This window comes from Halolactibacillus alkaliphilus (genome assembly GCF_900115465.1).
In the GTDB taxonomy this organism is placed as follows: Bacteria; Bacillota; Bacilli; order Bacillales; family Amphibacillaceae; genus Halolactibacillus; species Halolactibacillus alkaliphilus.
Window position 1 is genome coordinate 23,752 of sequence record NZ_FOWN01000002.1, and the last position, 25,643, is coordinate 49,394.

Here is a 25,643-nt window from a genome sequence, read left to right on the forward strand (position 1 = left end):
TATGCATGTGAAGGGAAAACACGTGATTTTATCACTTGTGTTGTTTGTATTTGGGTATTTGATTGCTGTTAGCTATGAACAAGCCCAATACTTATTAGAGGAGAATGAAATAGCTGAAGACTGGGATCGAGCATTTCATTACCGTCAACAGCTGATTGACTTTGAAGAAAGAAATAATGAATTAGAGCGTGAAATAAATAGTTTACGACTTGATTTGCTAGAAACTGAAGCACAGTTAAGTGAAGAACAGGCGACGTTAATGTCAGCTGTAGAATTAAAGCGTAAACTTCAAGCCTATGTCGGAGAATTAGCTATTAATGGTCCAGGTGTTTTTGTTACCTTAAAAGACCAAGAATATGTACCGAGTGATGCCAATGTGAATGATTATATCGTTCACGATCGGCACGTACAACTAGTTATTAACGAATTACTTAGTGCAGGTGCAGAAGCGATTCAAGTAAATGGTCAACGGATATTCCAAGATAGTCATGTCTACTGCGTAGGCCCGGTAATTACGGTAGATGGTACAAGTTATCCAGCGCCTTTTACAATCGAAGTGATAGGTGATAGTGATGTCTTACTTGCTGCACTTACTTTAGAGCAAGGGGTTATTGATCAATTAGTAAATGAAAGAATAGAAGTCGAGTACGGCACAAAACAAATCGAGATGGAACCTAAGTAAGGATGAAAAGACATGAAGAGACAAACAGTACTATTTGCGCTAGCGTCATTATTGATTGGTGTAATGATTAGCTTGCACTTCTCAATTGAACAAGATACACCGGAAAGGGATACGCGAGATTTATGGGAAATTAGAACCGCACTTCTAGAAGAGCAAGAGCGTCAACAAACGCTGCAAGAGGAGTTAAATCGCTTAAAATCAATTGAAGCGGACTATCAAGGAAACCATATTTTCAATCAAATTCATACGTTGCGTGACCAGATTAGTCAATTACAAGACCAAGCAGGCCTTACAGAGCTTTCAGATGAAGGCATTGAATTAACCTTAACGGCAAATTTTACAGAAGCAGATCAAGATGAGGGATTTCCTCAGTTAACAGCAGAACTATTGAACCGCTTAATCAATGAATTAAACGTTTATGGTGCGAAGCATCTAGCGGTTGGAAACGAACGCATTGTCCAGCACACGGCTATACGGGATGTAACCGGTCAAGTGTATGTGAATCGACGCCCCATATCAGATTTACCCGTCACCATAAGCATTTTAACTGATAATCCAGACAGATTAAAAAACTATATGGAAGTAGGGCAGTCAGTGAGAGATTTACAATTGCATAATATTAAGCTGGAAATGGATGTGAGAGACAACATCACACTTGTTCCCTATACTGATAACATTGTCGTAGATTATGCAAAAATATCAGACTATAATGAAGAAGGTGAATCGTGATGTGGTTATCACTGTTATTTTTAGCCATTGGAATTGGCTTGGGTTTATTATCAAACTTTTCTATACCCGCAATATATTCGAATTATATATCGATTGCTATTTTGGCGGCATTTGATACGTTGTTAGGTGGTATACGTGCGCATTTTGAGCATGTGTTTAATCAACACATTTTTGTGACAGGCTTTTTCTTTAATATTACCCTTGCTATCTTCTTAACGTTTATTGGTGAACAATTAGGGGTAGACCTGTATCTAGCAGCTGTGTTTGCTTTTGGTTGGCGTTTGTTTCAAAATATCGCCATTATTAGACGACGTTTATTTGATCGTTGGGAACAGCGTAAGCTTGCTAAAACAAATAAGCCGGTTTAAAACCTTGATTCACAAGCGACTCATTTAACCACGATTTGAGAAAAATGTTGAATTTATAGTGAAAACGTTAGAAGTTTCATGGTAAAATCATTAAAAAGATGATAATTTTTAATAGACTATTAAATGTCTGTCAATTAAATGATATACTTACGATAGTGCATAACTTTTTAACAGAAAATAGCGAGTGCGACAAATGCGATGACTGTAAAAATGTGTACCAATGGCAAGAGAAAATATAATGTAAACATATTGAGATGAAAGTATGAATGAAAAAAGTTGGTAAAGTGAGTTGCATCACTTTTAGGAGGTGCCGGTATTGGCTAACGAAGTGTTAGTAAGTTTGGATATAGGAACATCCCAAATTAAAGTTATTATTGGTGAAATTGCTGAAGACAGTTTAAACATTATTGGCGTTGGAACAGCTAAATCAAAGGGCATAAAAAAGGGCGGCATTGTTGATATTGATCAAGCGGTACAATCAATCCGCCAAGCTATTGAATCGGCTGAAAGAATGGTGGATATGCACATTCATACAGTTATTATTGGTTATAACGGCAATCAGGTAGAACTCTTACCTTGTCAAGGTATCGTGGCCGTTCCGAATGATGATAAGGAGATTAATGACGAAGACGTCTTACGCGTCATCGACAATGCAAAAGTCATATCTTACCCACCTGATAGAGAATTTTTGGATTTAGTTATTAAGCAATTTATTGTTGATGGTTTACAAGGCATTAATGACCCAAGAGGGATGATAGGGGTCCGTTTAGAGATGGAAGGTACGATTATTACATCTTCTAGAACAATGATACATAATACAACGAAATGCGTTGAACGTGCACAACTAGATATTCAAGATCAAGTTCTTCAACCACTAGCAGCAGGAGCTATTGCGCTATCAGATGACGAGAAGGAGTTAGGCGTAGCTCTGATTGATATCGGTGGTGGAACAACAACGGTATCTGTTTTTGATGATGGCGAACTAAGAGGGACACGCATCATTCCAATCGGTGGTGAAAATATTACAAAAGATATCTCTTATGGACTTAAAACAAGTTTTGAGGAAGCCGAGAAAATTAAAATCAACCATGGCTACGGTTATTTCCCTGATGCAAATGAAGACGAGCAATTTGATGTCAAAGCAATTGGAACAGGTGACATGTCAACATTTAATCAAAAAGATTTGTCGGATATAATTGAAGCGCGCTTAGAAGAGGTGTTTGTTCTCGTAGCAAAAGAAATCTCTAAGCTCGGTTATCGTGATTTGCCCGGTGGATTTGTTTTAACCGGTGGCACAATGCTTATGCCAGGGACCTTAGAACTTGCAAGAGATCTTTACCAAGGGAATGTTCGAGTGGCTGTGCCTGATTATATTGGTGTGAGGGAACCGCAGTATACAGCTGGTGTTGGTATACTGAAATTTGCTTATGACAATGCGAAAGTGCAAGGAAAGGTGCTAGCTGATGCTGTTTCAGATCAGGCGCACTATGAAGAGCGTCCTGAAAAAAATGTCAAACCAAAGCAACCAAAACAACCAAAACAACCGAAACAGAAAAAACAAAAAAACGAAACGAAAGAATCGAGTGTCGCAAAACTATTCAAAGTGTTTTTTGATTAAACTATAGATAATTGTTGTGATTAGGAGGAAAGAGAATGTTAGAATTTGATACAGAGTTAGACCAACTAGCAAAAATTAAAGTCATTGGTGTCGGTGGCGGAGGAAATAATGCTGTCAACCGCATGATTGAACATGGCGTTCAAGGTGTTGAGTTTATAGCAGTTAACACAGATGCGCAAGCACTTAATTTATCAAAGGCAGAAGTGAAAATTCAATTAGGTACAAAATTAACACGTGGTTTAGGAGCTGGTGCAAATCCAGAAGTAGGCCGCAAAGCAGCTGAAGAAAGTAAAGAGCAATTAGAAGAGGCATTACAAGGTGCCGATATGATTTTTGTTACAGCTGGTATGGGTGGCGGTACTGGTACTGGTGCAGCACCTGTGATTGCTCAAGTCGCAAAAGAAATTGGGGCTTTGACAGTCGGTGTTGTGACACGTCCATTTATGTTTGAAGGTCGTAAACGTTCGACGCAAGCTATTCATGGTATTGATGGGTTAAAACAAAATGTTGATACGCTTATTGTGATACCAAATGATCGTTTACTTGAAATTATCGATAAGAATACCCCGATGTTAGAAGCATTCAGAGAAGCGGATAACGTGTTGCGTCAAGGTGTGCAAGGAATCAGTGATTTAATTGCGACACCAGGTATTATTAACGTAGACTTTGCCGACGTGAAAACCATTATGCAAGATAAAGGCTCTGCTCTTATGGGAATTGGTATTGCAACTGGAGAAAATCGGGCAGCTGAAGCAGCTAAAAAAGCTATTTCTTCACCATTACTTGAGACGACTATTGATGGTGCACATGGTATTTTAATGAACATAACTGGTGGCGCTGGTTTTACGTTGTACGAGGTACAAGAAGCGGCAGCTATTGTGACAGATGAAGCAGACCAAGAAGTGAACGTCATTTTTGGTGCGGTTATGAACGAAGAGTTAAAAGATGAGATTGTTGTGACGGTTATTGCTACGGGCTTTGATGAAACGAAGAAAAAAACGGATAACCCTCGTCCAACACAAACGGCTCGTCCGCAACAAGAACAAAAACAAAAATCGGAACAAAAAGCACCTGAAGAAGCCGATTTTAACGAAGATGATACATTAGATATTCCGACATTTTTAAGAAATCGCAACCGTCGTCGCTAGCTAATCGTCGATTGAGCGAGTCACTATTTATTATATAATTAACGCGCATTCCCTTAATTCTCATTAAAAGGGAAATGCGTGTTTTTTTATACCTCTCTCAGAAGGAATTTGGGTCTCTATACTAAATGTGGTGGTCCCCCTTAATCTGACAGGGCTTTAGCTTATATCCTAAATTAGGAAACGTCAATTTAACGGAGGATTATTTTATATCCGATAAACATGCCAGTGTGCCAGTCACTCTAAAAGAATAAACCGCAGCATCTTACAACCCAAAAAATGCATCAACTGTTGATTTTTAAGTGACAAAAAAACAACTTATCAAGGCTATAGTGGTTAGCTGGTTGAGTGAATAAGCGCTGATGGCACAACAATTGACCACTGTGCCTTTCTGATTTTTGGAGGTAGTCTGTCACCGTCAAAATCTTTTGAACAATTTTCCCTTGTTAATTAAATTTGACAAAACTTATAAGGATAAATTTAAATTCGCTTCGTAAAGTGACAGGATTTTACGTTCGATATTGATAGAATAAAAGTATCGAAAATTAAGGGAGTCACGAAGGCATGTATATTGATATCGTTTTTATTCATACGTATGTGATTCACATGTTTCTTATTAAATTAATCAGTCATGTGATAAAGAAAAAGTTAACGACATTGAAAGTAGTTTGCTTTCCCTTCCTCTTTAGCTTCATCAATATTGCTCCAATGTATTTAAATATGCCGTATAAGCGTTGTATTCAGGGTGGGCTTAGTTACATCTTACTGTTATCTTTATTTAAGAGAAGACAGTCGAATAACTGGTGGTTATTTCATCAAGTATTATGCCTCACTACAACATTCTTCGCGGGATTCTTACTCATTGTATTAAATTTTGGCACATTCAATCTTCTTGGTTACTTAGCCTGTTCGGTCATATGTTATCGTCTTTTTCTGCGATTTTATCAAGCCGGCATTAACCAGGAAATAAGCAGGAAGCAACTATATACCCTTGTCATCACACATAATAAACAAACGGTCAGCGTCTCCGCTTACTATGACACAGGACACCAACTGAGAGACCCTATCACTCATGCGGCCGTACTCTTCATTGATAAAGCGATTGTCGAGCGATTGAAAATAGACACTGCTATAACTACAGGTAAAGAAAAACAATTGTATTACCACGATATTAATCAACATATACAAAAAGTCAGATGTATTAAACCTGCACGTGTTGAAATGGTGGAGGGGGAAAAGAAAAATGTGGTTGATCATGTTCTTTTAGGTCTTAAAGATCATAACTTTACTAGCGAGGAGGGGTACAGTGCACTATTTGGTCCGCAATTATTTACGCTGTTAAAAACTGACTAATTTAAGGGGGAAGATCAATGATAAAAATGTACCGTCTCATCGTTTCGTGGACAGCTAATTGGCTACGTAAGTATGGATTTAAAAAACAAAGGGTCTATTATATTGGTGGAAAAGAGGCTTTACCTCAACCATTAAATCGAGCGGAAGAATACCAACTGTTGGAACGACTAGATGAGGGGGACCAAGCCGCAAAAGCTACACTAATTGAACGGAATTTACGTTTAGTCGTTTATCTGGCAAGGAAGTTTGAGAATACGGGTGTACATATAGAAGACCTTATTAGTATTGGTACAATAGGATTAATTAAAGGTGTGAATACGTTTAAACTAGAAAAAAATATAAAATTAGCTACCTATGCTTCTCGTTGTATTGAGAATGAAATATTAATGTTTTTAAGAAAGACAAGTAAGTTAAAAACAGAAGTCTCTTTTGATGAACCCTTGAATGTTGACTGGGACGGTAACGCTTTACTATTATCGGATATACTAGGGACAGAACCTGACGTGATTGAACGGGACATAGAGCAACACGTAAACCATACTTTACTAAAAGAAGCTTTAAAAAAGTTGTCATCACGTGACCAATACATTATGACACTTAGATTCGGACTCAATAAAAAAGAGGAACTCACTCAAAAGGAAGTCGCTGACTTATTAGGTATTTCACAATCGTATATTTCTCGTCTAGAAAAGAAAATCCTTTTTCAACTTCAAGCAAGTTTTCAAGAGACGCTATAAAATTAGAAGATACTTCCTGCATATTACTGATTGACTTGGTGATACTTCCTAGTAGACGTAAAAATCAACTAGGAGGTTCACAATGGCCAGATTTAAAGTTGACTTATGTGGTGTGGATACACAAGCATTACCCGTATTAAAAAACGAAGAAATGCGTTGCTTATTTAAAGAATTAACAAATGGTAATCAAGCAGCACGTGAAAAACTGATTGGTGGCAATTTGCGTCTAGTATTAAGTATTATTCAACGATTTCAACATAGAGGAGAATCGGGTGATGATTTGTTTCAAGTCGGTTGTATTGGCTTAATTAAAGCGATTGATAATTTTGATTTAAAACATAATGTGAAATTCTCTACGTATGCTGTACCGATGATATTAGGTGAAATAAGACGTCATTTTAGAGATCATCAACCTATCAGAGTATCGCGATCGATTAAAGATTTAGCCTATCAAATCATGAAAACACGCGAGGCCTTAATGAACGAGGAGCATGAAGAACCAACGTTAAAAAGAATCAGTGAGACATTAGGTGTGAAGTTAGTTGATGTGGTATTTGCCCTAGATGCCATTCAGGAGCCGATGTCACTTTTTGATCCCGTATATGATGATGGTTCTGACCCAGTTTTATTGATGGATCAAGTGACGAATGAAAAAACACCCGACCATGAGTGGTTAACCCAATTGGAATTGAGCCAGTCATTAAATCAACTCCAACAACGTGAAACGTATATTTTAACAAAACGTTATTATGAGGGTTTAACCCAGACAGAAGTAGCAGAAGAAATAGGTATTTCCCAGGCCCAAGTATCAAGGCTTGAAAAGCAAGCTCTTAAAATGATGTATCAGCGCATGAAGGAAGCAGAATAGCTATTTCGTTTAATTTCTAGTGAAGACTACTTGTAAAGCAGGTGAATAATGCGATATTCCGAATTAAAACAACGTGAATGTGTCTCTGTTGAAACAGGCGAACGCCTCGGTTATATTAGCGATTTGGTTGTGGATGAAATTAAAGGTGAAATTACCGGTATTGTGATTAGTGAGAAAAAGAAAATACCTTTAAGAAAAGAGGAGACAGAGCAAATTATTGATTTAAACATGATTTTAACTGTAGGAGAAGATGTGCTCATTATCAAAACCGATAAGTCTTAATTAATGATAAAAAAAGAATCATTTCTAACTAAAAAGGAAATGATTCTTTTTTCTTTGGCTAAATATGATAAAATAAGCTAAAAAGGAAGAATTCATATGGATATATTTCAGAAGCAATCAAAGTGTCGCTATCATGTGACGTCTCTTGAACGACAATATAGTCTTATTCTAGGCATATCAACACGTCAAGGTGGCTTTTCAAATGGTCATTATGCGTCACTTAATACGGGTTTACATGTTGGTGATAACGAAGCACAGGTGATAAAAAACCGAAACAAAATTTTAACAGAATGTGGCCAAGCGCTCAATCAGTGCGTTTTTGCGGAACAAGTCCACGGGAATAAAGTTAAAGTTGTAACAGAAGAAGATCAGGGAAAGGGCGCTTACACATTAAGCGATCATATACCGGGTGTAGATGGCTTAGTCACAATGAAAAAAGGTATAGTCCTGGCTGGATTTTATGCGGATTGTGTCCCACTGTATTTTTTTGATGCGGTTAAAGGTATTATTGGTATAGCCCATGCAGGTTGGCAAGGAACGGCTAAATGCATCGGAAAAACAATGCTAGATACGTTTATTTCTTTAGGTTCTTCAGTTAAAGATATCCACGTCGTTATTGGACCTGCTATTGAAAAGGCAGCTTATCAAGTGAATCAAGCTGTCGTTGATCAAATGCCTGTTCATCTTAAAAGCGAAGCTATAACAGCTATCAGTGATGAGCAATTTTTATTAGATTTAAAAAAGGTGAACCAAGACTATCTTGAAACGCTTGGCATACTAAATAAGCATATATATGTTTCATCAATCGGGACATATAGCCACCTAGATTTTTATTCTTACCGAGCGGATAAAAAGACTGGTCGCATGATGGGCTATATTATGCAATAGAGAAAAGGCGCGTAGGCGTCAATATTAGGAGGAATGATTGTTGTCGCTAGTATGTAATTATAAAGAACTTACAAAAGAAATAAATGTTGCTTGTGAAAGAGCAGGGAGAGACCCCAGTGAGTTAACGCTCATAGCTGTCACAAAATATGTTACAATAGAACAAACACGTGAAGTGTTTGATTTAGGTATTAAAGATTTGGGCGAAAATCGGGTCAATGTTGCGCTTGATAAGATACCCTTCATAGAAGCAGCAACATGGCACTTTATTGGGCCGTTACAGTCTAGGAAAGTAAAAGATATTGTCAATGACATTGATTACTTTCATGCGTTAGATCGTTTAAAAGTCGCAAAAGAGATGAACAAACGTTTAAATAAGCCATTAGATTGTTTTGTTCAAGTGAATGTGAGCGGTGAAACATCAAAAGGCGGCATCACACCAGATGCATTATTCGATTTTATTGATGCATTAAAGCCATTTGAACATATTCGTGTTGTTGGTCTCATGACAATGGCTCCGCATATTGATGATCAAGATAAAATCCGGGCTGTTTTTCGTCAGTTAAGAGAATTAAGAGACAAAGTGATGGCGTGTGGTTTTAATCACGCACCCTGTCAATTTTTATCTATGGGTATGAGTCAAGATTTTACTTTAGCCATTTTAGAAGGAGCTACCCATTTAAGAATTGGCTCAATATTAGTTAATCCCGAAGGGTAGGAGATTATGATGAGTATGAAAAACAAATTTCGTACGCTCTTTTCAGTTGATGAAGAGGAATACTACGAAGAAGTCGTGGACGAAAGTTCTGAAGAACCTATAAAATCGCGCAGTAATAAACATGACAAGGAACAGATGAAAAACAAAAAAGAAAATGTTGTCAGTTTACAATCTGTCCAGTCGCAAGCGAAAGTAGTACTTTCAGAGCCGAGACGCTACGATGAGATCCAAGAAATTGCTGACCACGTTGTCAATAGGCGATCGGTCGTTATTAACTTACAACGCGTTTCAAAAGAAGAAGCGATGAGAATTGTTGATTTTTTAAGTGGGACAGTCTATGCAGTATCTGGAGATATTCAAAAACTCGGCCCACACACATTTTTATGTACACCTGATAATGTTGAAATCCAAGGGGCGATTTCTTCATTAACAGACGAAGACTATGATGAACAAGGTAGGTATTAGAATGAGTGGATTAATATTACAATTATTTGACGCATATCAATTTGCGATTATAGGCTATATTTTAATGTCCTGGTTCCCAGGCGCAAGACAATCATCGATCGGTCGGTTTTTAGGTTCAATTGTCGAACCTTATTTAGAACCTTTTAGACAAGTGATTCCACCGTTTGGAATGTTAGATATCTCACCTTTAGTTGCTTTGTTTGTGCTTCGTTTTGCACGACAAGGTCTGGTGTTTGTCTTACAGCTATTCTAGGTGTTAGTAATGGATATTTATCAACACTTTAGACCAGAAGAACGCACTTTTGTAGATCTTATTTTAGATTTGCGAGACCAAGTAGATCGTCAGTTTATTACGAAATATACTGATTTTTTAGATCCAAGGGAGAGTTACATCCTTGAGTCGATTATCGGAGAAGATGAGCGATTTAAAGTGCATGTTTTGTTGGAGGATAAAAAGACTGAACGGACGATGTATGCATTAAGTCCTTATTATGAGCAGCTAAATGATACGGATTTTCCAGTACAACTTTTGGAAGCGACTTACCCGACAAAGTTTGTTGAATTAAAACATCCTGATATATTAGGTAGTTTTATGTCGTTAGGCATTGACCGTAAAAAGTTAGGTGATCTCGTAATTAATGCTGATAGTGGCACAATTCAATTGCTTGTCCATCGAGATATAGCTTCATTTGTTGTTGAGCACTTGACCCAAATTAAACGAGCAAATGTGCGCTTTGAAAAAGCACTGATTCAAATGTTTGAGCCTGGTGTGTCAACTTGGGTTACACACCAAACAACCGTGTCATCACTAAGATTGGATGTATTGGTAAAAGAGATCTACAAGATGAGCCGAAGCGATGCTAAAATGTTGATTGAACGGGAACATGTGAAAGTGAATTTTAAAATAATTGATTCACCTGCATTTAATGTTGAACCGAGCGATTTAATCAGTGTAAGAAAAAAAGGGCGCGCTAGGCTTCAATCTATTGAAGGTCAAACAAAAAAAGAAAAATGGCGCATTTTGTATAAACGTTTGGTACAATAGAAGAAAGCGTTTAATGATTCTAAACACTATTTCATATTATCTTAAGGAGGAATACATATGGCATTGACACCGCTTGATATCCACAATAAAGAATTCACCCGAGGCATGAGAGGTTATGACCAAGATGAAGTGAATGAATTTTTAGATCAAGTTATGAAAGATTTTGAACTTGTGATTCGAGAAAAGAAAGAATATAAGCGAGAAATTGAATTGCTTGAAGACAAGCTGGCGCATTTCACCAATATTGAAGAAACGCTGAATAAATCCATCCTTATTGCGCAACAAACGGCTGAGGAAGTCAAGGGTAATGCGATAAAAGAATCAAAGTTAATTGTAAGAGAAGCTGAGAAAAATGCTGATCGAATTATTAACGAAGCGTTGGAAAAAGCGCGTCGTATTGAGATAGAAGTTGAAGAGCTCAAAAAGCAAGGTAAAGTGTTCCGTACGCGTTTGAAAATGTTAATCGAAGCACAGTTAGAGCTAGTGGAAGCTAATGACTGGGATCGATTATTAAACCTAGAGTTAAATGATTTAGAGGAAGATGATCAATAAATATTGTTCAGCACTTGACGGCATCTGAAATATTGCCTATAATTCATGAACAGAGGTATTATGATATAAATATAACAATAAAGCGATGCGAAGAAGAGTAAGTCAATGACTATCATAAAAGCGAACTAGGGGCGGTGAAAGCCTAGTATGATCACTGATTGACTGAAAATCACCTTCAAGCTTTCATTCTGAAACGTCTAGTAAGAATGAACGGGATCTGTCACGTTATGACATTTGAGTGGGCTGTGACAAGCTAACTAGGGTGGTACCGCGAGTTCTTCTCGTCCCTTTTGGGATAGAAGGACTTTTTTTGTTGGAAAATTTAAAGGAGGATGAACAATGGAGTATAAACAAACGTTATTAATGCCAAAAACTGAATTCCCGATGCGTGGGAATTTACCAAACAAAGAACCAAAAATGCAAGAAACATGGGATGAAGCAGCGCTGTATGATAGGGTCCAAGCACGTACGGCAAAACGACCATTATTCGTTTTGCATGATGGACCTCCGTATGCTAACGGTGACCTTCACATGGGACACGCGCTTAATAAAATTTTAAAAGATTTTATTGTTAAGTTTAAATCGATGTCAGGTTTTAATGCCCCATATGTACCGGGATGGGATACACATGGTCTACCAATTGAAAATGCCTTGCAAAAGAAAAAAGTGGATCGTAAGAAACTATCAAGTGCTGAATTTAGAGAAAAATGTGCGGAATATGCGCTCAAACAAGTTGATAACCAACGAACACAGTTTAAGCAATTAGGTGTACGTGGAGATTGGGATAATCCTTATGTCACGTTAGATAAAGAATATGAAGCAGCGCAAATTAAAGTCTTCGGTGAAATGGCTAAAAAAGGCTATATTTACAAAGGGTTAAAGCCTGTTTATTGGTCTCCATCATCAGAATCAGCATTAGCTGAAGCAGAAATTGAATACCAAGATAAGCGTTCTGCCTCGATTTATGTTGCTTTTCCAGTAAAAGATGGGGGAAGTTTATTAGATGGGGACGAACAATTTTTAATCTGGACAACAACACCATGGACGATTCCATCTAATTTAGCCATTGCTCTCCATGCTGATTTAAATTATGTCGTTGTACAAGTAAATGATGAGAAAATCATTGTTGCTGAAGCGTTACTTGAAAAAGTGAAAGAAGCGCTTGAATGGACAGATTTCACAGTTGTTAAAACGTTTAAAGGAAAAGAAGCCGAACATCTGGTTGCTAAACATCCATTATATGACCGCGATTCTTTAATCATTCTTGGTGAACATGTGACAACTGATGGGGGTACTGGGCTTGTGCACACAGCGCCCGGTCATGGTGAGGATGACTTCATCGTTGGTAAGAAATATGGTCTAGATGTTCTTTGTCCGGTGAATGATAAGGGTGTCTTTACTAAAGATGCACCCGGATTTGAAGGCTTGTTTTATGATGATGCCAACAAACTTGTTACAGAAAAACTAGAAGAAGTGGGTGCCCTTAAGAAATTAAACTTTATTACGCATGCCTACCCACATGATTGGCGAACAAAAAAACCGGTTATTTACCGAGCGACAAATCAATGGTTTGCTTCTATCAAAGATTTTAGAGATGATATTCTCGCTGAAATTAACCGGGTAAATTGGATTCCTAAATGGGGAGAAACACGTCTGTTTAATATGGTGCGTGACCGTGAAGACTGGTGTATTTCGCGCCAACGCATTTGGGGTGTTCCAATTCCTGTTTTTTATGGAGAAGACCAAACACCTATTATTACTGATGAAACAATTGCGCATGTGGCAAATTTATTTAAAGAGCATGGCTCTAATGTATGGTTTGAGCGAGAAGCAAAAGAATTATTACCTGAAGGCTTTACATCTGAACACAGCCCAAATGGTGAATTCACGAAAGAAATGGATATCATGGACGTTTGGTTTGATTCAGGTTCATCACATGAAGGTGTCTTAGAAGCACGCCACGATTTACGTCGCCCAGCAGATCTTTATTTAGAAGGATCTGATCAATACCGTGGCTGGTTTAACTCATCATTATCAACGTCTGTTGCTGTAACCGGGCGCTCACCATATGAGTCCGTTTTAAGTCACGGTTTCGCATTAGATGGTCAAGGAAGAAAAATGAGTAAATCAGTAGGTAATGTTGTACTTCCTTCAAAAATTATGAAGCAGTACGGAGCGGATATTTTAAGATTATGGGTAGCGTCAGTGGATTATCAAGCAGACGTAAGAGTATCTGATGATATCATTAAGCAAACAGCTGAAGGTTATCGTAAAATCCGAAATACTTTCCGTTTCCTACTAGGTAATATAAATGATTTTGATCCAATGAAAGACAGTGTAAGCGAAGAAAACTTACATGAAGTTGATCGCTATATGCTAATTAAATTGCAACAGTTAATTAAAACTGTGACAAAAGCGTACAATGATTATGACTTCCAAAAAGTATATAATCGAATTCATCAGTTCTGTTCACAAGAACTTAGTGCGTTTTATCTTGATTTCGCTAAAGATATTCTTTATATCGAAGCGGCAGATGATCAGCGCCGTCGTGCTATTCAAACCGTTTATTATGAAACAGTTGTAAGTCTGACGAAATTAATTACACCAATCTTAACGCATACAGCTGAAGAGGTTTGGCCTTACATTCCATGCCAAGAAGCAGAATATGTACAGTTAACAGACATGCCAGAAGCGAGAGAAATTGCTGGAGAAGAAGCGTTACTGACGAAATGGGATCATTTCTTAGCCGTAAGGGACGATGTCTTAAAAGCTTTAGAAGAAGCTCGTGCAGAAAAAGTCATTGGTAAATCACTTGAAGCGAAAATCACAATTCAAGCAAAAGATGAGAAAACGCAGCGCGTATTAATCGAGATTGATCGTTTAGATCAACTCTTCATTGTGTCAAAAGTAGAATTGGTTAATGATCAAGTGCTACAAAAAGGTTATGACTATGTAGCAGTTTCTGTTGAGAAATACGAAGCAGATAAATGTGAACGTTGTTGGGTAGCCGATGATGAAGTAGGCAAAGTTGAAACTCACTCAACCCTTTGTCCACGTTGTGCAGAGATTGTCTCAAAGCATTACCAAGATATTGAATAAAATCTAACTTAGAAAACGTCTCCAGTGAGTTTGTTCTTAATCGAACGCTGCTTGGGGGCGTTTCTTTTTAATTATATGAGAAATTACTGATGAAGTATGGTAAAATCATTAAAGAGTCAAAGGAAAGTGGAGGATATTTTTATGAATTATTTGATTGCGTTAGTCGTGATAATTTTTGATCAGTGGACAAAGTATTTAGTTATTGAAAATATGGCAATTGGCGAGAGTATTCCAATCATTGATAATCTCATTTATTTAACATCGCACCGCAATCCAGGTGCTGCGTGGGGAATACTGGCAGGACAGATGTGGTTCTTTTATATCATCACGGTTATTGTGATTGGAATTATTATTTACTATATGGAAACATATAGTAAAGGTCATCGCCTACTTGGTCTGAGTTTAGCGCTTGTCTTAGGTGGTGCCATTGGTAACTTCATTGACCGTGTTAGATTCCAAGAGGTCGTCGATTTTGTAGATGTTTACATTTTTTCTTATGATTATCCCATTTTTAATGTAGCAGACTCCAGCCTAGTGATAGGTGTCATTTTAATTGGTATTATTACACTATTAGAGGAAGTTAGAAAGGATAAAAAAGTATGACAGATAATTATCATGTAACACAAGAAGAGAAAGGTCAAAGAATAGATAAATATTTATCAGATAAAAGAGACGATCTTTCAAGAGCACAAATACAGACGTGGATTAAAGAAGGCTATATTCAGGTAAATGAATCACAAACAAAAGCAAATTATAAAGTACAAGTAGATGACCTCATCACATTAACAGAGAAAGAACCAGAGGTTCTTGATATTCAACCAGAAAATATTCCATTGGACATTGTTTATCAAGATAAAGACGTTGTGGTCGTAAATAAACCAAAAGGCATGGTCGTACATCCGTCACCAGGGCATCCAAATGGTACGTTAGTGAATGCTTTAATGTATCATATCGATGATTTATCGGGAATTCACGATGTTGTGCGTCCAGGCATTGTTCACCGGATTGATCGTGATACGAGCGGTTTATTAATGGTTGCAAAAAATGACCATGCGCACCAATCATTAGCAAAACAATTAAAAGATAAAACGGTTAAACGATCCTATGTGGCACTTGTCCACGGTGATATTCCCCATGAATATGGGACAATTGATGCGCCGATCGGACGTGATACAAAAGACCGACAAAGAATGACGGTTGTAACAGGTGGGAAAGATGCGATAACGCATTTTGAAGTACTTGAGCGGATTGGTCAACAATATACGTTAGTGAAATGTGTCTTAGAAACTGGTCGAACTCACCAAATACGTGTTCATATGCGTTATATTGGTTTCCCGCTAGTAGGTGATCCAAAGTATGGTCACCGTAAAACATTAGCGACAGAAGGTCAGGCATTACATGCGCAAGAAATTGGTTTTCATCATCCTACAACCAATGAATGGCTTGCCTTTGAAGTGGACCCACCAAAGATTTTTACAGAGACGTTAGAAAACCTTCGCCAAAGTTATTGACATCTTAGACTAACTCCGGCATAATGGAGACAGAATTAAATATCACCTTTAAAGACAGTCCCGTGAGACTGAAAAGGCTTCGTATGAATGATTAGTGAATAATACTAATCCCTTTTCTCTGTGCGTGGAGAAAAGGGATTTTTTGGTTAATCATCCTACTTCATAGGTGAAAAAGATGAAGGGAGGCATAAAAGATGAAAGAAAAAGCAAAAATTCTTGATCAACCCGCAATTAATCGAGCGTTAACACGTATTGCTCATGAAATCCTTGAACGTAATAAGGGTGTTGAAGACCTTGTGTTAATAGGGATTAAAACACGCGGTGTCCCACTTAGTGAAAGGTTAAAAGAAAAAATTAACCAGATTGAAGGAGTGGAAGTGCCGACCGGTGAGATTGATATTACACTCTACCGTGATGATTTAACGCATATCTCTAATAAAGAGGTACCTAAAGTAAATGATGCAACGATTGATACAAATATTGACGGTAAACGCGTAATTTTAGTCGATGATGTTCTATTTACCGGACGCACAGTGCGTGCAGCAATGGATGCCCTTGTTGATTTAGGACGTCCTGATCAAATTCAATTAGCTGTACTCGTTGATCGTGGTCACCGAGAATTGCCTATTCGCGCAGATTACATTGGCAAAAACATTCCTACCTCACAAGACGAAATTGTGAACGTTCAATTAATTGAACAAGACACACATGATTTAGTCAGTATATATGAAAAATAAATAAACCTTTAATGTAAGTCCAGAGAGGCTTCGAAGGTTATAATTAGGATACGTGTACCCTAGGATGGGCACGTCTACCTCTTTATGACGTCGAAGCGTCGTAAAGAGGTTTTTTTATGGTCAATTAATAAAAAGATATAAAAAAAGAGAGATTAAAAGGAGGAAGTCATATCCTATGGAAAGATTAGATATGGTCATGGACGTCAGAGACGTTCCGAAAAAATCAAAATGGTTTATGCTAAGTTTACAGCACTTATTCGCAATGTTTGGAGCAACTGTTCTTGTTCCGTTTCTTACAGAATTACCAGCATCAGTAGCCCTTGTATCAAGTGGTTTAGGAACATTGAGTTACTTATTAATTACAAGAGGACGCATTCCAGCTTACTTAGGTTCAAGTTTTGCGTTTATCGGACCTATATTATCTGCTCGCGCGATAGGTGGCGTAGAAGGTGCGATGATGGGAAGTTTTGTCGCTGGTCTTTTATACGGCCTTATCGCCCTTCTCATTGCATCATTTGGTCTTGATTGGATCATGAAGGCCTTACCGCCGGTCGTTGTCGGCCCTGTCATCATCGTGATTGGACTTGGTCTTGCACCTACGGCAGTAGATATGGCGATGAATGTAAATGGCAGCTACAGTGGTATGCATTTCTCGGTCGCGATTTTGACGCTAACGGTCACGATTATTGGCTCACTATTTTTCCGCGGGTTCTTTGGGCTAATACCAATTTTAATCGGCATCATCGTCGGTTATGTGTATGCCCTTATTCTTGGCATTGTCAATACAGATTTCATTGTCGCAAGCTTTAACCAAATAACGTCAGCCAGTTCATTTGGAGAGTTTTTCAGTGCCATCTTTGTCGCACCTGAGTTCGTTATCCCATTTGTACACTATCAACCGCTTGATGTATTGAACTTTAACATCCTAGCGATTATGGTACCTGTTGCCCTAGTGACAATTGCTGAACATATTGGGGATCAGATGGTGCTATCAAAAGTAGTTGGACGCAACTTCTTAAAAGAGCCTGGATTACACCGCTCGATATTGGGTGACGGTGTCGCAACAATGATTGCATCCGTCCTCGGTGGACCACCTAATACGACGTATGGTGAAAATATTGGGGTTCTAGCTATTACGAGAATCTTCAGTGTGTTTGTTGTAGGTGGAGCGGCAGTTTTAGCCATTACTTTTGGATTTATCGGCATTGTTTCGGATGTTATCACATCAATCCCAACACCTGTAATGGGTGGGGTTTCTATCTTACTCTTTGGTATCATTGCCTCGAGTGGCCTTAGAATGCTCATCGACAATCAAGTCGATTTAGGCAATAACCGCAACTTGATTATCTCATCGGTTATTCTTGTTATCGGAATTGGTGGAGCAATGGTTCAATTTTCTGTAGGAGACTTAGGTTTCAAAGTAGAAGGGATGGCGTTAGCGGCCATTATCGGTGTCATTTTAAATCTTGTCTTACCAGGAAAAGAAGCAGCATATGGTAACGGAAAAATGTTTGGCGAGGCGGATACAGATAGTAATGAATAAATGAAAAGACTAGCTTTTGCTAGTCTTTTCAAAAACAAACTTTTACATACACAAAGAAAGGGTGATGAATCATGAAAGATTTTGTGTCGATGAAGTCAATGAGTAAAGCGCAAATCCTTGATTTATTGAAAAGAATTGAAGCGATTGAAACAGGCAAACAATGTCCAAGTTTTCATAATCAAAACGTATTTATCGCGAACCTATTTTATGAACCAAGTACACGGACTAAAATGAGCTTTGAAGTAGCGGAGAAAAGGTTAGGCATTCATGTGCTTGACTTTCACGTGGAATCTTCCAGCGCGCTAAAAGGTGAAACGGTCTATGATACAGCGAAAACGTTTGAAGCCATTGGTGCTCAAGCAATCGTTATTCGTCACCCGAAAGAAAATGAAGTGCAAAAGCTAGCAGCCTCACTTGATATTCCTGTCATAAATGGTGGCGATGGAGCGGGTGAGCATCCGACGCAATCGCTGCTCGACATATATACGATGTACCAAGAATTCGGATCGTTTGAGGGATTAAAAGTAACAATAGTTGGAGACATTAAGCATTCGCGTGTAGCGCGGTCAAATGCTTATGCACTAAAAACGCTTGGGGCAGATGTTAGGTTTTCAGCAAAAGAGAGTTTTCAAGATGAGACACTTGATTACCCCTATATCGATATTGATGAAGCAGTAGTAGATAGTGACGTTATGATGTTGTTAAGAATTCAATTGGAGCGTCACACAAACAAAGAAGCATTGGATAAAACGGCCTATTTAAAGCGTTACGGACTAACAGTAGAACGCTACTCACGATTAAAAAGTTCAGCGATTGTCATGCACCCTGCGCCAGTAAATCGCGGTGTGGAAATTGATGATAGCCTCGTAGAAGCAGAGAAGTCTAGAATATTTAAACAGATGGAAAATGGTGTGTATAGTCGCATGGCAGTAATTGAAACGGTTTTGCTAGAACAACAACTTAAAAAAGGGGCGATACAGTATGGGTTTCATCATCAAGAACGCATATACAGTTAATAACACACATTCAACAATCGATGTGAAAATTGTTGATGAGGTAATTGAACAATTAGGTAAAAATATAACCGCAAACAAGGATGACATCGTGATTGATGCAACAGGTCTCATACTTGCGCCTGGTTTCATCGATGTTCATGTTCATTTACGCGAACCTGGTGGAGAACATAAAGAAACAATTGAAACAGGAACAAAAGCAGCAGCACGAGGGGGTTACACAACCATTTGTGCCATGCCAAATACAAACCCTGTTCCAAGTGATGTAGCCAGTTTAAAAGTTGTTCAAGATAAAATAAATGAGACAGCTGTCGTGAAAGTCTATCCTTATGCATCAATTACAACAGGATTAAAGGGAGACAGCCTCGTTGATTTTGATGCACTATCAACAGCAGGTGCCTTTCAGTTCACAGATGATGGCGTTGGCGTGCAATCTGCAGGTGATATGTTTGAAGCGATGAAGCTTGCCGCAAAAAATAATAAGGCTATTGTTGCCCATTGTGAAGATAACTCACTCATTTATGGTGGGTGTGTACATGACGGCCAAGTAAGCGAACGTTTAGGTGTGAAGGGTATTCCATCGATTTGTGAAGCGACACAAATTGCACGTGATGTACTCCTTGCAGAAAAAGCAAATTGTCACTACCATGTGTGTCACGTCTCAACGAAGGAAAGTGTTCGCGTGATTAGAGATGCTAAACGCGCCGGAATTCATGTGACAGCTGAAGTATCCCCCCACCACTTAATACTTACAGAAGATGACATAAAAACGCGTGATACGAACTACAAAATGAATCCACCTCTGCGCGCAAAGGCTGACCGAGACGCGCTATTAGCGGGATTGCTTGATGGAACGATTGATTTTATTGCCACTGATCACGCCCCACATCATGCGGAAGAAAAAGGTCAACCGATTGAAACAGCTCCATTTGGTATTGTCGGTTTAGAAACAGCTTTTTCATTACTTTATACGCATTTTGTTAAAACAGACGTGATGACACTAGCACAATTGGTAGACTTTTTGGCTGTTAAACCGAGTGAAATCTTCGGTTTAAAACAAGGGAAGCTAGCGATTGATCATCCTGCAGATCTTGTTTTGTTAGATATAGCACATACATCTGTAATAGATAAAGCGACATTTGTATCAAAGGGCAAAAATACACCTTTTGATGGTGATAAAGTTTTTGGTAAGGTAATGATGACCTTTGTTGATGGGAATATAGTTTATAAGGGGGATACACAATGAAACGACAACTTATTTTAGAAGACGGGACGACGTTTACAGGTGAAGCTTTTGGTGATTTATCAGAAAAGCAAGGTGAAATCGTCTTTAATACAGGTATGACAGGCTATCAAGAAATATTATCTGATCCCTCTTATTGTGGGCAGATAGTAACAATGACTTATCCTCTCATCGGTAATTACGGTGTGAATCGTGACGATTTTGAGTCGATTCATCCATCGGTCTTCGGACTAGTTGTCAAAGAGTTGTGTGATGCCCCGTCTAATTTCAGAACGGAGGAAACGCTCGATCATTTTCTTAAAACAAAAGGGATCCCTGCGATTAGTGGCATTGATACACGTAAATTAACTAAAATTATTAGAAAACACGGAACAATGCGCGCAATTTTAACAGAGGCGGACAAAGAAATAATATCAGCACCAACCTTTGTTGATACCATGACAGATCAAGTAAAGCGAGTGTCGACAAAGAACCCTTATGTCGTTCCAGGTAGGGGTCATCGCGTTGTGCTCGTTGATTTTGGCATGAAACATGGCATACTAAGAGATTTAACAAAAAGAAACTGTCATGTGACCGTCGTGCCGTATAATTATACAGCTGATCAAATTTTAGAATTAAAACCAGAAGGTATCATGCTAACTAATGGACCTGGAGATCCCAAAGATGTCCCAGAGGCAATTGACATGATCCAAGCGATTATGCCGCATGTGCCAGTCTTCGGTATTTGTTTAGGGCATCAACTTATATCTTTAGCATCTGGTGCAGATACAGAAAAGATGCGGTTTGGCCATCGTGGATCAAATCATCCAGTAAAAGACTTGACCATAGGAAAAACACATATGACATCTCAAAATCATGGATATGCTGTGCGTCGTGAATCACTAGAAGGAACAGATTTAGAGCTTACACATATAGCCATCAATGATGACTCGGTTGAAGGCGTTAGACATAAGCAATACCCAACATTCTGTGTGCAGTATCACCCAGAAAGTTCACCGGGTCCTGAAGATACAACTTATTTATTCGACCAGTTTATGACTAATATTCAAACCGCAAAACGTATGAATAAGGAGGCGCTCTAATGCCAAAACGTACAGATATAAAGAAAATACTTGTTATCGGATCGGGGCCAATTATTATTGGCCAAGCAGCTGAGTTTGATTATTCTGGAACACAAGCTTGTCAAGCGTTACGTGAAGAAGGCTATACGGTTATTTTAGCAAACTCTAATCCAGCAACAATTATGACGGATCATACAGTGGCAGATACGGTATATATGGAGCCATTAACGGTAGAATACTTATCGAAAATCATTCAAAAAGAGCGACCTGATGCGATATTACCGACGTTAGGTGGTCAAACAGGTTTAAATTTAGCTATTGCTTTAGAAGAAAGTGGTATTTTAGAAAAATATCCAACCGAAATGCTTGGGACGAGCCTGGATGCTATTCAGTTAGCTGAAGATCGTGAGAAATTTAGACAACTTATGCATGATTTAAATGAGCCGGTTCCAGAAAGTGCCATTGTTAATACGGTCGACGAGGCCTTAGCTTTTGCTGAAGAAATCGGCTTTCCACTGATTGTAAGACCAGCTTACACCCTTGGTGGTTCTGGTGGTGGTATGTGTTATAACGAAGCAGACTTACGTGAAATTACGCGGAGTGGTTTACAATACTCGCCTGTAAATCAGTGTCTTATCGAACGAAATATTGCCGGTTTTAAAGAGATTGAATACGAAGTGATGCGAGATAAAAATGATCAAGCGATTGTTGTTTGTAACATGGAGAATATTGATCCAGTTGGTATTCATACAGGTGACTCGATTGTTGTTGCCCCATCACAAACGCTTAGTGATCGCGAATATCAAATGTTGCGTAATGCGTCATTAAAAATTATTCGCGCCCTAGAAATCGAGGGTGGCTGTAACGTGCAATTAGCGCTGGACCCTAATAGTTTTGATTATTATATTATTGAAGTAAACCCACGGGTAAGTCGATCCAGTGCTTTAGCTTCTAAGGCTACAGGCTATCCAATCGCCAAAATTGCTGCTAAGATTGCTATTGGTCTAACACTTGATGAAATTAAAAATCCTGTCACTGAAACGACATACAGTGCTTTTGAACCGGCACTTGATTATGTCGTAACGAAGTTTCCACGTTTTCCATTTGATAAATTCACTTCAGGCAATCGCACATTAGGTACCCAGATGAAGGCAACCGGTGAAGTCATGGCCATCGGACGGACGTTTGAAGAATCTTTTCTTAAGGGAATACGTTCACTTGATTTTAATGATGATGATTTCTATCTACCTGAATGTGAAGAATTATCAGATAGTGACTTATTAGAACAAGTTGTTAAAGCTGACGATCGCCGTATTTTTGTACTCGCTGAACTGTTGCGACGCCAATATGATCTGGAAAAAATATTTGAACTAACCAAAATTGATCGTTTCTTTTTGGTAAAGTTAAACAAGATTATTCAATTAGAACTTGAATTAAAAGAAGCGCAGTTGACAGAAGCGTTGCTTTTAAAAGCAAAACGTATGGGTTTCTCTGATCGTCAATTAGAACGGATTACGTCTTTAACCGAAGATGACATATATGAGATGCGTATGACACATCATATTAGACCAGTCTATAAAATGGTTGATACATGTGCAGCGGAATTTGAATCAAGTACGCCATATTTTTATAGTAGTTATGAAGAAGAACAAGAATCGATCGTGTCAGATCGTAAAAAGGTCATTGTTATTGGCTCAGGCCCAATACGAATTGGGCAAGGAATAGAATTTGATTATGCAACGGTTCACTCTGTACTTGCCTTAAAGGAGATGGGGTATGAAGCCATCATTATGAACTCAAATCCAGAGACGGTATCGACAGATTTTAGTGTGTCAGATAAATTATATTTTGAACCTCTAACCCTTGAAGATGTGATGCACGTTGTTGCATTAGAAAAACCGGTCGGTGTCATTGTCCAGTTTGGTGGTCAAACAGCGATTAATCTTGCGGAGGGGTTAACACGTCGAGGTGTGACTATTTTAGGAACAGACCTTGAAGCGATTGACCGAGCTGAAGATCGCGATAAATTCGAACAATTATTAACGAGTTTGAATATTCCTCAACCTAGGGGTGAAAGTGTTAAAGCATTGGATGAAGCAAAAGCAGTCGCTAGTCGTATTGGCTATCCTGTTCTCGTGCGACCATCCTATGTGATTGGCGGAAGTCAAATGGAGATCGTTTATAATGATAATGAACTGGAACATTATTTAAAGAAAACGACACATATTAAACGCAAGCATCCTGTACTTGTTGATAAATATTTAACTGGTATTGAGGTTGAAGTAGATGCGATCAGTGATACAGAAACGACGATTATTCCTGGAATTATGGAGCATATCGAAAGAGCAGGTGTTCACTCTGGGGACTCGATAGCGGTTTATCCAACGCAGCGACTTAATAAGAGAATTAAAGATCAAATCATTGAAACAACCATTCGAATTGCAAAAGCCCTCGATATAAAAGGACTTATTAACATTCAGTTTGTTGTGCATGAAGATCACGTTTATGTACTCGAAGTAAATCCGAGAGCAAGCCGGACGATTCCGTTTTTAAGCAAAATAACTGATGTAACGATGGCAAATATCGCCACTCGGGCGATCATGGGCGAGAAAATTAAAGATTTAGGGTATGAAGAAGGACTGTTGGAAGAAGCGAGTCACGTATCGGTTAAAGTACCGGTCTTTAGTTTCCAAAAGCTAAAAAGTGTTGATACAATCTTAGGACCTGAAATGAAGTCAACAGGAGAAGCGATTGGGCGAGACAAGACGCTTGCTAAAGCATTATTTAAAGGATTAGTTGCTTCAGGGATTGATATCCCATTCGAAGGATCTGTTCTCTTTACGGTAGCGGATAAAGATAAGGCAGAAGCAACTGAAATCGCATTAGGTTTCCAACAACTCGGTTTTGACATATATGCGACTGAAGGCACGGCCAATCACTTAACTAATCAAGGTGTTAAGGCGATTAAGGTGGATAAAATTGGATCGGATCAAGAAAATGTTTTATCGCTTATTGAGAAGAATACGGTTCACTTTGTTGTTAACACGTTAACCTCAGGCAATAAACCATTAAGTGACGGCTTTAAAATTCGCCGGGCAGCTGTTGAACATGGCATAGCTTCGTTAACAAGTCTAGATACGGCCCGTGCAATTTTAAATGTGATTGATCAAACGACTTTTCAAGCGTGTCCGGTAGTTGTTAATCAGGAGGTTATTCGCTAATGAAACAAGTAGATGCGCTGATTGTAGCGGTTGAAGAAATTGCAAGAAAAACGATAAAAATGGACATTCGTATCTCTAAAGAGATTCTTTCAGAGATCAAACCAGGTCAATTCGTTCATATTAAAGTAGGGGAGGGGACGGAGTTTATGCTTCGTCGTCCTATCTCTATTTGTGATCTAGATATGAAGGAAGAAACTCTTACGCTTATTTTTAAAATCTTTGGTGAAGGTACAGAAATGTTAGCAAGACTTAAACCAGACCAAGCCATTAATTTGCTCATTCCATGTGGTAATGGCTATTCTATCGATTCAATAGAAGCAGATGAGGTGTTATTAATTGGTGGTGGCATTGGGGTTCCGCCACTTTATTACTTAGGGAAAAAATTGCAAGAAAAAAATATCAAAGTGACATCTATTTTAGGTTTTCAATCATCGGCAGATGTTTTTTATGAAGCAGCTTTTCAATCACTTGGTGCGACATATATAGCAACAAACGATGGTACCTATGGAACAGAAGGTTTTGTGACAGATGTGATTGATCACTTTGGTTTAAAAGGGGATTATTACTTTAGCTGTGGTCCTACGCCAATGCTAAAAGCTGTTGAAACAAAACTGCACGATACGAAAGGGTTTCTTTCATTAGAAGAGCGCATGGGTTGTGGCATTGGTGCTTGTTATGCTTGTGTAGTAAAAACACAAGATGGTGAGTCAAATAAAAAAGTTTGTCAAGATGGCCCTGTTTTTGAAGCGAATGAGGTGGAATTATGAG

Annotated in this window: 25 protein-coding genes and 1 other annotated feature; all 25 genes read left to right on the forward strand. The window is 38.5% G+C overall.

The genetic code is table 11. The annotated features are described in order from the left end of the window. Position 1: 1 nt before the first annotated feature. The 25 genes from BM163_RS01270 to BM163_RS01390 all read left to right on the forward strand — a co-directional run bounded on the left by BM163_RS01270 (position 2) and on the right by BM163_RS01390 (position 25,642). A complete protein-coding gene (locus BM163_RS01270) occupies positions 2-682 on the forward strand; it encodes a DUF881 domain-containing protein (RefSeq protein ID WP_089799401.1) in 681 nt (226 codons plus the stop codon). Between the two features lie 12 nt (positions 683-694). Continuing rightward, positions 695-1,411: a DUF881 domain-containing protein gene (locus BM163_RS01275; RefSeq protein WP_089799403.1), complete on the forward strand. Its 717-nt coding sequence runs from the start codon at positions 695-697 to the stop codon at positions 1,409-1,411. Continuing rightward, complete coding sequence (locus BM163_RS01280; RefSeq protein ID WP_089799405.1) at positions 1,411-1,779, forward strand: small basic family protein; 369 nt, start codon at positions 1,411-1,413, stop codon at positions 1,777-1,779. Before BM163_RS01275 ends, BM163_RS01280 begins: the two co-directional genes overlap by 1 nt. Positions 1,780-2,095: 316 nt before the next feature. Then, positions 2,096-3,397 carry a cell division protein FtsA gene (gene ftsA / locus BM163_RS01285; RefSeq protein ID WP_371859470.1) on the forward strand — a complete coding sequence of 434 codons (1,302 nt, stop codon included), beginning with the start codon at positions 2,096-2,098 and terminating at the stop codon, positions 3,395-3,397. A gap of 35 nt (positions 3,398-3,432) precedes the next feature. Then, on the forward strand, positions 3,433-4,545 hold the full coding sequence (gene ftsZ, locus BM163_RS01290; protein WP_089799410.1) for a cell division protein FtsZ: 1,113 nt from the start codon (positions 3,433-3,435) through the stop codon (positions 4,543-4,545). A 561-nt stretch (positions 4,546-5,106) separates the two neighbouring features. Continuing rightward, the gene (locus tag BM163_RS01295) at positions 5,107-5,895 is read left to right on the forward strand and encodes a sigma-E processing peptidase SpoIIGA (RefSeq protein WP_089799412.1); all 789 of its coding nucleotides are present in this window, start codon (positions 5,107-5,109) and stop codon (positions 5,893-5,895) included. A gap of 17 nt (positions 5,896-5,912) precedes the next feature. Further along, complete coding sequence (gene sigE, locus BM163_RS01300; protein ID WP_089799414.1) at positions 5,913-6,632, forward strand: RNA polymerase sporulation sigma factor SigE; 720 nt, start codon at positions 5,913-5,915, stop codon at positions 6,630-6,632. An 82-nt stretch (positions 6,633-6,714) separates the two neighbouring features. Next, positions 6,715-7,500 carry an RNA polymerase sporulation sigma factor SigG gene (sigG, locus tag BM163_RS01305; RefSeq protein WP_089799416.1) on the forward strand — a complete coding sequence of 262 codons (786 nt, stop codon included), beginning with the start codon at positions 6,715-6,717 and terminating at the stop codon, positions 7,498-7,500. Between the two features lie 48 nt (positions 7,501-7,548). Continuing rightward, positions 7,549-7,782, forward strand: a complete 234-nt coding sequence (locus BM163_RS01310) for a YlmC/YmxH family sporulation protein (protein ID WP_089799418.1) — start codon at positions 7,549-7,551, stop codon at positions 7,780-7,782. Positions 7,783-7,878: 96 nt separating this feature from the next. Continuing rightward, positions 7,879-8,670, forward strand: coding sequence for a peptidoglycan editing factor PgeF (gene pgeF, locus BM163_RS01315; RefSeq protein ID WP_089799420.1), 792 nt, complete (start codon positions 7,879-7,881; stop codon positions 8,668-8,670). A gap of 40 nt (positions 8,671-8,710) precedes the next feature. Beyond that, positions 8,711-9,385: a YggS family pyridoxal phosphate-dependent enzyme gene (locus BM163_RS01320; RefSeq protein ID WP_089799423.1), complete on the forward strand. Its 675-nt coding sequence runs from the start codon at positions 8,711-8,713 to the stop codon at positions 9,383-9,385. A 9-nt stretch (positions 9,386-9,394) separates the two neighbouring features. After that, entirely contained in the window at positions 9,395-9,850 is a 456-nt protein-coding gene (locus tag BM163_RS01325; RefSeq protein ID WP_089799425.1) for a cell division protein SepF, read from the forward strand. A 1-nt stretch (position 9,851) separates the two neighbouring features. Beyond that, positions 9,852-10,103 carry a YggT family protein gene (locus BM163_RS01330; RefSeq protein ID WP_229675471.1) on the forward strand — a complete coding sequence of 84 codons (252 nt, stop codon included), beginning with the start codon at positions 9,852-9,854 and terminating at the stop codon, positions 10,101-10,103. A gap of 9 nt (positions 10,104-10,112) precedes the next feature. Next, positions 10,113-10,895: a YlmH family RNA-binding protein gene (locus BM163_RS01335; RefSeq protein WP_089799429.1), complete on the forward strand. Its 783-nt coding sequence runs from the start codon at positions 10,113-10,115 to the stop codon at positions 10,893-10,895. A gap of 57 nt (positions 10,896-10,952) precedes the next feature. Then, positions 10,953-11,447 (forward strand): DivIVA domain-containing protein, encoded by a 495-nt coding sequence (locus BM163_RS01340; RefSeq protein WP_089799431.1) that lies wholly within the window; start codon positions 10,953-10,955, stop codon positions 11,445-11,447. Between the two features lie 76 nt (positions 11,448-11,523). Next, positions 11,524-11,739, forward strand: a binding site (T-box leader). A 47-nt stretch (positions 11,740-11,786) separates the two neighbouring features. Continuing rightward, on the forward strand, positions 11,787-14,546 hold the full coding sequence (gene ileS / locus BM163_RS01345; protein ID WP_089799433.1) for an isoleucine--tRNA ligase: 2,760 nt from the start codon (positions 11,787-11,789) through the stop codon (positions 14,544-14,546). 141 nt (positions 14,547-14,687) lie between these two features. After that, positions 14,688-15,149 carry a signal peptidase II gene (gene lspA / locus BM163_RS01350; RefSeq protein ID WP_089799435.1) on the forward strand — a complete coding sequence of 154 codons (462 nt, stop codon included), beginning with the start codon at positions 14,688-14,690 and terminating at the stop codon, positions 15,147-15,149. Then, on the forward strand, positions 15,146-16,057 hold the full coding sequence (locus BM163_RS01355; protein ID WP_089799437.1) for an RluA family pseudouridine synthase: 912 nt from the start codon (positions 15,146-15,148) through the stop codon (positions 16,055-16,057). The genes lspA and BM163_RS01355 overlap by 4 nt, the downstream gene beginning before the upstream one ends. Before the next feature lie 194 nt (positions 16,058-16,251). Then, positions 16,252-16,794 (forward strand): bifunctional pyr operon transcriptional regulator/uracil phosphoribosyltransferase PyrR, encoded by a 543-nt coding sequence (pyrR, locus tag BM163_RS01360; RefSeq protein ID WP_089799439.1) that lies wholly within the window; start codon positions 16,252-16,254, stop codon positions 16,792-16,794. A gap of 175 nt (positions 16,795-16,969) precedes the next feature. Then, positions 16,970-18,337, forward strand: a complete 1,368-nt coding sequence (locus tag BM163_RS01365) for a solute carrier family 23 protein (RefSeq protein ID WP_089799441.1) — start codon at positions 16,970-16,972, stop codon at positions 18,335-18,337. Between the two features lie 71 nt (positions 18,338-18,408). Then, on the forward strand, positions 18,409-19,353 hold the full coding sequence (locus tag BM163_RS01370; protein ID WP_089799443.1) for an aspartate carbamoyltransferase catalytic subunit: 945 nt from the start codon (positions 18,409-18,411) through the stop codon (positions 19,351-19,353). Next, positions 19,319-20,596 carry a dihydroorotase gene (gene pyrC, locus BM163_RS01375; RefSeq protein ID WP_089799445.1) on the forward strand — a complete coding sequence of 426 codons (1,278 nt, stop codon included), beginning with the start codon at positions 19,319-19,321 and terminating at the stop codon, positions 20,594-20,596. The genes BM163_RS01370 and pyrC overlap by 35 nt, the downstream gene beginning before the upstream one ends. Next, positions 20,593-21,675 carry a carbamoyl phosphate synthase small subunit gene (locus BM163_RS01380; RefSeq protein WP_089799447.1) on the forward strand — a complete coding sequence of 361 codons (1,083 nt, stop codon included), beginning with the start codon at positions 20,593-20,595 and terminating at the stop codon, positions 21,673-21,675. The genes pyrC and BM163_RS01380 overlap by 4 nt, the downstream gene beginning before the upstream one ends. Further along, positions 21,675-24,875 (forward strand): carbamoyl-phosphate synthase large subunit, encoded by a 3,201-nt coding sequence (gene carB, locus BM163_RS01385; RefSeq protein ID WP_089799449.1) that lies wholly within the window; start codon positions 21,675-21,677, stop codon positions 24,873-24,875. The genes BM163_RS01380 and carB overlap by 1 nt, the downstream gene beginning before the upstream one ends. Beyond that, entirely contained in the window at positions 24,875-25,642 is a 768-nt protein-coding gene (locus tag BM163_RS01390) for a dihydroorotate dehydrogenase electron transfer subunit (protein WP_089799451.1), read from the forward strand. Before carB ends, BM163_RS01390 begins: the two co-directional genes overlap by 1 nt. Position 25,643 lies beyond the last annotated feature (1 nt).